Annotated in this window: 7 protein-coding genes; all 7 read left to right on the top strand. The window is 70.1% G+C overall.

Annotation, left to right across the window (positions count from 1 at the left end; translation table 11 throughout):
- Positions 1-107 precede the first annotated feature (107 nt).
- The gene (locus tag ABS73_RS12775) at positions 108-1403 is read left to right on the top strand and encodes an ABC transporter substrate-binding protein (protein ID WP_277020397.1); all 1296 of its coding nucleotides are present in this window, start codon (positions 108-110) and stop codon (positions 1401-1403) included.
- A 27-nt stretch (positions 1404-1430) separates the two neighbouring features.
- Positions 1431-2303, top strand: coding sequence for a carbohydrate ABC transporter permease (locus ABS73_RS12770; protein ID WP_277020399.1), 873 nt, complete (start codon positions 1431-1433; stop codon positions 2301-2303).
- Positions 2300-3100, top strand: coding sequence for a carbohydrate ABC transporter permease (locus tag ABS73_RS12765; protein ID WP_277020402.1), 801 nt, complete (start codon positions 2300-2302; stop codon positions 3098-3100). Before ABS73_RS12770 ends, ABS73_RS12765 begins: the two co-directional genes overlap by 4 nt.
- 12 nt (positions 3101-3112) lie before the next feature.
- Positions 3113-3898 (top strand): metallophosphoesterase, encoded by a 786-nt coding sequence (locus tag ABS73_RS12760; RefSeq protein WP_277020405.1) that lies wholly within the window; start codon positions 3113-3115, stop codon positions 3896-3898.
- Positions 3891-4664, top strand: coding sequence for an inositol monophosphatase family protein (locus ABS73_RS12755; RefSeq protein ID WP_277020406.1), 774 nt, complete (start codon positions 3891-3893; stop codon positions 4662-4664). The genes ABS73_RS12760 and ABS73_RS12755 overlap by 8 nt, the downstream gene beginning before the upstream one ends.
- Before the next feature lie 358 nt (positions 4665-5022).
- Positions 5023-6666 carry an IucA/IucC family protein gene (locus tag ABS73_RS12750; protein ID WP_277020408.1) on the top strand — a complete coding sequence of 548 codons (1644 nt, stop codon included), beginning with the start codon at positions 5023-5025 and terminating at the stop codon, positions 6664-6666.
- The coding region (locus ABS73_RS12745) for an IucA/IucC family protein (protein WP_286693494.1) at positions 6656-7556 on the top strand (901 nt) is incomplete at its 3' end. The genes ABS73_RS12750 and ABS73_RS12745, both read left to right, overlap by 11 nt.

The raw sequence follows: 7556 nt of genomic DNA, 5'->3' as shown, positions 1-7556 counted from the left end.
GGCTTAATGTCGACCGCGAAGATGACACTGCTCCCGGCAAACGATGTCCCATCGCCAAGAAAGACCTTGCAGAACGACATGCGATTAGATGACGGTCTGAGGACATCATGACCCCGATTTCCCTGACGCGCGCCCTGCTGGGCAGCGCAGCGATCAGCCTTGCCGCCCTGTCGCCCGCCCTGGCGCAGACCGAGATCACGTTCTTCTATCCGGTGCAGGTTGGCGGCCCCCTGACCGAGGTCGTCGACGGCTATGTCGCCGAGTTCGAGGCCCAGAACCCCGACATCACCGTCGAGGCGATCTATTCGGGCAGCTATACCGACACCACCACCCGCGCGCTGACCGCCGCGCGGTCGGGCACCCCGCCCACCGTGGCCGTGATGCTGGCCACCGACATCTTCACCCTGATCGACGCCGGCGTGATCGCGCCGCTGGACGATCACATCACCACGCCCGAGGATCAGGCCTGGCTGGACGGGTTCATGCCCGCCTATCTGGCCTCGGCCCGGCTGGACGGCCATGTCTGGGGCGCGCCCTTCCAGCGCTCGACCGCCGTGATGTACTACAACAAGGAGGCCTATGCCGCAGCCGGCCTTGACCCAGAGACCCCGCCGGCGACCTGGGACGAGATGGTGGAACATGGCCGCGCGCTGACCGTCCGCGACGCGTCAGGCACGGTCACGCAATGGGGCCTGGGCATTCCCGGCAGCTCGAACGCGGCGCATTGGCTGTTCGGCGCGCTGGTCGCGCAGAATGGCGGCCAGCTGTCCAGCGAGGATGGGCTGCACACCTTCTTCGACAGCCCCGAGGTGGTCGGCGCGCTGGAATACTGGGTCTCGCTTGGGGCCGAACACGGCATCCATCCCCCGGGCGTGCTGGAATGGGGCACCACGCCGTCCGACTTCATGGAGGGGCGGCTGGCCATGGCCTGGACCACCACCGGCAACCTGGGCAACATCCGCGCCAATGCGCCCTTCGATTTCGGCGTCGCGGCCTATCCGGGCAACCCCGACCCGGCCTCGGTGCTGGGGGGCGGCAACCTCTACCTGTTCGCCGACGCCTCGGACGAGGAAAAGGCCGCCGCGTTCCGGTTCATCAAGCACATGACCTCGGACGAGCTGCTGGCCGATTGGGGCATCCAGACCGGCTATGTCGCGCCGCGCGACGGGTCCTGGGACACGCAGGCCCTGCAGGATTACGTGGCCGAGGTGCCCCAGGCCGACGTGGCGCGCCGCCAGATCGCGGTCTCGGTCCCCGAGATCTCGACCTATGAGGGCCACCGCGTCAACGAGGTGCTGAACGCCGCCATCCAGGCCGCCCTGACCGGCCAGCAGTCGCCCGCCGACGCCCTGACCGCCGCCCAGGCCGAGGCCGAGCGCATCCTGGCCGTCTATCGCGACTGATCTGACATGACCGTGGGGAGGACACCGATGATATCCCGCAACGCCCGGATCGCCTGGCCCCTGCTGGCGCCTGCCGCCGTGCTGCTGGTGGTCTTCACCTTCTACCCCACGGTCGCCACGCTGATCGACGCCCTCCATACGACACCGCGCGGGCGCCGCCCGGCGGAATGGGTGGGGGGCGGCCATTTCGCCACCATGGCAAACGACCCGATCTTTCGGCAGGCCTTCGTCAACAACCTGATCTATGCGGCGGTCATCATCCCGGCCTCGATGGGGCTGGCGCTGGCGATGGCGCTGCTGGTCAATGCCCGGATCGGCGGGCGCGCGCTGGTGCGGCTGGCGTTCTTCACGCCCACCATCCTGCCGATGATCGCGGTGGCCAACATCTGGATGTTCTTCTATGCGCCCGATTACGGGCTGATCGACCAGGTGCTGGGCCTGGTGGGCCTGGGCGGCAACAACCTGCTGGGCATGCCCGGCACCGCGCTCTGGGCGCTGATCGTGATCACCGTGTGGAAGCTGGCAGGCTTCTTCATGATCTTCTATCTGGCCGCCCTGCAGCAGATCCCGCCCAGCCTGCTGGAGGCCGCGACGCTGGAGGGGGCGGGCCCCGCCCAACGCCTGCGCCGCGTCATCCTGCCCCTGCTGATGCCCACCACGCTGTTCATCCTGATCAACGCGGTGATCGAGGCCTTCCGCCTGGTCGATCACGTCATCGCCCTGACGCGGGGCGGGCCGAATAATTCGACGCAGCTGCTGCTGCACTACATCTATCAGGTGGCGTTCAGCTATTGGGATACGGGCTATGCGGCGGTGCTCAGCGTGGTGCTGCTGGGGGTGCTGGCGCTGATCGCGCTGATCCAGTTCGGCGTCCTGGACAAAAGGATCCACTATCGATGAACTGTGTTCCCCTGAACCTGCTCGCCTGGTCGCTGGCCCTTCTGTGGGTGCTGCCGCTGCTCTATGCGATCTGGACGGCGATCCATCCGCCGGTCTATGCCGCGCGCTTTGACCTGTTCGCGCCTCTGACGCTGGAGAACTTCGTCCGGGTCTGGAATGCGGTGCCCTTCGACCGCTATTTCCTGAACACGCTGATGCTGGTCGTGTTCGTGGTGATCAGCCAGTTCGTGATCTGCACGCTGGCGGCCTATGCCTTCGTGGTCTTTCCGTTCCGCGGCTCCGACTGGCTGTTCATGCTGGTGCTGGTCCAGATGATGGTCATGCCCGAGGTGCTGCTGGTGCGCAATTACGCCACCATCGCGCAGATGGGCCTGCTGGACACGATCCCAGCCATCGCGCTGCCCTATCTGGCATCGGCATTCGGCATCTTCCTGTTCCGCCAGGCCTTCAAGAGCGTCCCGCGCGAGCTGGACGAGGCCGCCCGGATGGAGGGCGCGGGCCCCCTTGCGGTCCTGTGGCGGGTCTATGTACCGCTGGCCCGGTCGACCTATCTGGCCTACGGCCTGGTGATGGTCGCCTATCACTGGAACAACTTCCTCTGGCCGCTGATCATCACCAACTCGGTCGCGACCCGCCCCATCACCGTCGGCCTGCAGGTCTTCTCCACCGTCGAGCAGGGCATCGACTGGCCCACCGTCACCGCCGCCACGCTGCTGTCGGTCGCGCCCCTGCTGATCGCCTTTCTGATCTTTCAGCGCCAGTTCGTGCAAAGCTTCATGCGCGCCGGCATCCGCTAAGGGACCCCCATCATGCGCCTTGCCCATATCTCGGACCTGCACCTGACGGCGGGCGACGCGCCCGGACTGGTGCGCGCCGATGCCACCGCCCGCGCCCGCGCGCTGATCCGCGACCTGTCGGCCCTGCCCGGCCTGGACCTGGTGGTCATCACCGGCGACACCGTGAACGACGCCCTCCCCCAAGAATACGCCGTGCTGTCCGACCTGCTGGCCGGGCTGTCGGTACCGTTCGTCATCGTGCCCGGCAATCACGACGACCGGGCACTGCTGCGCGCCGTGGTGCCCGACCGGCCTTATGCCGACCCGCATCTGCTGCACCATGTCTGGCAGCGCGGCGATGTCCGGGTGATCGCCCTGGACAGCCTGGCGCCCGCCGAGGTCGCGGGCCGCCTGCTGGACCCGCAGCTGGACTGGCTGGGCGAAGAACTGGCCCGACCCTTTGCCGGGCATACGCTGGTCGCGCTGCACCACCCGCCCTGCGCGTCGGGGATGGGGCGGCTGGACGGCGCGCTGCTGATCCAGGGGGCCGAGCGGCTGCGCGAGATTCTGGATGCGCAGGACCGGCCCGTGACCATCCTGTGCGGCCACCTGCACCGGCCCTTCACGGCGCGGTTCGGCCGCGCGACGGTCCATGCCGCGACCAGCACCGCGTTCCAGTTCGTCCTGGCGCTGGATGCCCCGGACGAACCGCCGACCGTGACCCAGCCGTTCCACCACGCGCTCCATCTTCTGCAGGCGGATGGCGGTCACATCGTCCATCAGCGGTTCCCCGACCTGGACGGGCTGGCCGATGCTTGACGTGCTGGTCCCGCTGGCGCGCGAGGCGGGCGCGCTGGCCCTGTCGCATTTCGGCCGCCTGTCGGACGGCGCGGTCAGCGCCAAGGGCCCGCTGGACCTGGTGACCATCGCCGACCGCGCAGTCGAGGCGCTGATCACCGCCCGCCTGCGCGAGGCCTTTCCCCAGGACGGCATCCTGGGAGAGGAGGACGGTCTGACCCCCGGCACCTCGGGGCGGGTCTGGGTGGTCGATCCGATCGACGGGACGTTCAACTTCGTGCGGGGCGGGCGGCAATGGGCGGTCTCGATCGGGCTGTGGCAGGACGGCGTGCCGATCCTGGGCGTCATCCACGCCCCCGCGCTGGACCTGACCCTGACCGGAGGCCGGGGCCACCCCCCGCAGATCAACGGCCGACCGCTGGCGCCCCTGACCGCGCATGCGCCCGACCGCGCCGCCGTGGGCGTGGGCCTGGGCCGCGCCGTCCCCGCCCCCGAGCGCATCGAGATGCTGCGCTTTCTGACCCAAGATGCCGGGATCATGATCCGCTGCTGCAACGCCACCACCATCTCGCTGATCGAACTGGCCCTGGGCGAGGTCGACGGCCATGTGGGCTTTGGCGAAAGCGCGTGGGACGTGATGGGGGCCTGGCCCATCCTGACCGCGCTTGGTGCCGTCTCGACGATGGACGGGGCGGCGATGCCGCTTTTCGGTCCGATGCGCTTTGTCATCGGCAAGCCGGGGCTGGACCAGGCCTGCCGCCCGCTGTTCGCCGACACCGGGCCATAATGCCCTGCGTGCCCTTGGGCGAAGGCGGGCCTGACGGGATTTCCTCAACCGCCCTCACACTCGATCCCGTGCGGAGGGCTGCGGCGCACCACGCGGGGCGCCGACAACGCGCTGCTCCTGCCCCCCACGGCAGACCCCTCGAACCCCGGCGATCACCTGCGCCGCAGACGCCCTTGGCCCCAGCACCCACCGGAATAACGACATTGGGATACTGGCGGCGGGATGCCGCGCGCCGGCTTCATCCTGCGATTGTATATGTTGACAGTTTTTATTGGATATAGCATGACCCGCAGGCCAGCATCCGCAAGCTCGAACCCACCACACGGCCGCCCCCGCAGCCCCCAGGTCCGAGACGCCGATGCCCTTCCCCGGTCCCCGCCATCCCACGGCCCCCCTTGATCCCGCAGCCATCGCGGACGCCGCCAGCCTGCGCGCGCTGCTGATCTGCGATCTGCGCGAATTGCGCGGCGGCGGGCGGATCGTGCCGGTCGCAGGCGGCTGGATCGAGGTCGCGGGCCCGGCCACGGCCACCGGACCTGCTCGGTGGGACGCGCTGATCCATCACGGCCCGGCGGGCGCGCACGTCCTGTCCCCGGCGCAGGCGCTGGCCCTGATTCTGGAGCGGCTGGACCGCCAGCACGGGCCGACGGGGCAGGCCCTGGCCCGGCGGGTGCGCGCCAGCCACCAGCGGGTCCAGACGCTGGTCGGGGACCGCCTGACGCGACCGGACGGCCCGGCCGATTTCCTGACCGCCGAACAGGCGATGGTCTTTGGCCACTGGATGCACCCCTGCCCCAAGGCGCTGTCCGGCATGACCCTGCCCGAGGAACGCGCGATGACCCCCGACTGGCGCGGCGCGCTGCGGCTGCACCTGCTGGACCTGCCCGCCGATCTGATCGAGGCGACCGACCCCGACCTGGCGCTGTCCCTGCCGGGCATGGCCGACGCCGCCGCGCCCGGGCGCCACCTGCTGCCGGTCCACCCGCTGTCCTGGGACCGCGCGCGGCACGACCCCCGCATCGCGCACCTGCTGGATCAGGGGGTGATCCACGATCGCGGCCCGGACGGGCCCCATTGGTGGGCGACATCCTCGGTGCGGACGCTGTGGCGCGCCGACAGCCCCTGGCAGCTGAAGATGTCGCTGCCCGTGACCATCACCAACTCGCAGCGTGTGAACAAGCGGCACGAGATGCTGGCCGGGGCCGCCATGGCCCCGCGCATCGCCGCGATGGCCGGGCGGTTCGGGCCGCTGCGGCTGGTGCCCGATCCGCATTGGATGGTGCTGCGCCTGCCGGACGGAGGGCCATCGGGGCTGGAGGTGATCCTGCGCGACAACCCCTGGCGCCAGCCGCGCGGTGGGCAGGTGATGCAGGTGGGCGGGCTGGTGACTGAGCCGCTGCCGGGGCGGCGCTCGCTTCTGGCGCAGGTCATGGCGGGGCTGGACCCGGTGGCGTGGCTGCGGGCCTATCTGGATTGCGCGGTGGCGCCGGTGGTCCGGCTCTATGACGCCACCGGCATCGCGGTCGAGGCGCATCAGCAGAACGCGCTGCTGGACCTGTCGCAGGGCCTGCCCACGCGCTGTGACATCCGCGACAACCAAGGCTTCTACGTGGCCGAGGACCGTGCCACGCCCGATCTGAGCGCCATCCCCCAGCTGGTCTATCCGCGCACCGAGGCCGAGGAGGCGCTGACCTATACGCTGATCGTGAACCAGGTATTCGGCGTGATCCACCGCATGGACCTGGACGGATCGCTGCCCGAGGCGCAGGGCCTGACCCTGCTGGCCGCGCATCTGCAAGGGCTGACGGCTCTGCCCGGCCATGGCGGCGCGCTGGCGCTGGCCTGGCTGACCCGCCCGACACTGGCGGCCAAGGGCAACCTGCTGACCCAGCTGGGCGGCATCGACGAATTGCTGATCCCCGGAGAGCGCGCGCCGATGATCCGCGTGGCCAACCCCCTGCCCGCCCTGGCCGCACGCCAGCGCCTGTCCCATGTCGCCTGAGCGCCGCGCCCTGCGCCAGACGCTGGAGGCGCTGGCCTTCGAGGGCATCCTGCACCCCGCGCCGGGCGGCTGGAGCGTGGGCGCCCTGCGGGTCCGCGTGCCTTGGCGCCGTCAGCCGGGCGGTCGGGTGCGCCTGCTGGCCGATCCGCAGGACGCGCGGGGCCGCCCGCTGACCCTCCCGGCCCTGGGCCGGGGGCTGGCGCAGGCGGGCCATGACCCCGCGACGCTGCTGCGGGCCATGCGGCGCAGCGCGCATTTTCTGCGCGCCGCCGGGCCCCTGCGCGCGGACCGCCTGCGCCTGACCGGCCCTGCGTTGGAGGCCGCGCTGATCGAGGGGCACCCCTATCACCCTGGCTTCAAGGCGCGCATCGGCTTTACCGATGCCGACAACGCGGCCTATGGCCCAGAAGCAGCCGCCTCCTTCGCGCCGCTGTGGTTGCAGCTGGACCCGGCGCTGATCCGGCGCGCGGGCAGCGATGTGGCGGCGGGCCTGGCGGCACCGGGCGCGATCCCGGTCCATCCCTGGCAATGGGCGCGGCTCTGCGACGATCCGGTCATCGCGGGCTGGCGCACTGCCGGGCGGCTGCGCCTGCTGGAGGGCGGGCCGCTGATGCGGGCCACAGCCTCGCTGCGGACGCTGGCGCCGGTGGCGGGGGGCGATCACCTCAAGCTGTCGCTTGGGGTGGGCGTGACCTCCTCGGTCCGCGATCTGGTGCCCTGGTCGGTGCCGGTGGCGCCTGCGATCTCTGGCTGGCTAGCGGCCGTGGTCGCATCGGACCCGGCGCTGGCGGGGCTTAAAGCGTTTCTGCAAAAACCGGAATCATGGGATTCCCAAAGGGGTCTGCTTGTGATTCATCCTCCCAGAAAGGATGAATCATGTCAGCACCTTT

The organism is Paracoccus sp. SCN 68-21 (assembly GCF_001724535.1).
Taxonomy (GTDB): domain Bacteria; phylum Pseudomonadota; class Alphaproteobacteria; order Rhodobacterales; family Rhodobacteraceae; genus Paracoccus; species Paracoccus hibiscisoli.
Note: the sequence above shows the minus strand (reverse complement) of the source record. Positions and strands in the feature narration are given on the sequence as shown.

Bases quoted from the DNA above. Each gene is read 5' to 3' on its own strand.
- ABS73_RS12775 (WP_277020397.1), top strand. From the start codon at position 108: ATGACCCCGATTTCCCTGACGCGCGCCCTGCTGGGCAGCGCAGCGATC.
- ABS73_RS12770 (WP_277020399.1), top strand. From the start codon at position 1,431: ATGATATCCCGCAACGCCCGGATCGCCTGGCCCCTGCTGGCGCCTGCC.
- ABS73_RS12765 (WP_277020402.1), top strand. From the start codon at position 2,300: ATGAACTGTGTTCCCCTGAACCTGCTCGCCTGGTCGCTGGCCCTTCTG.
- ABS73_RS12760 (WP_277020405.1), top strand. From the start codon at position 3,113: ATGCGCCTTGCCCATATCTCGGACCTGCACCTGACGGCGGGCGACGCG.
- ABS73_RS12755 (WP_277020406.1), top strand. From the start codon at position 3,891: ATGCTTGACGTGCTGGTCCCGCTGGCGCGCGAGGCGGGCGCGCTGGCC.
- ABS73_RS12750 (WP_277020408.1), top strand. From the start codon at position 5,023: ATGCCCTTCCCCGGTCCCCGCCATCCCACGGCCCCCCTTGATCCCGCA.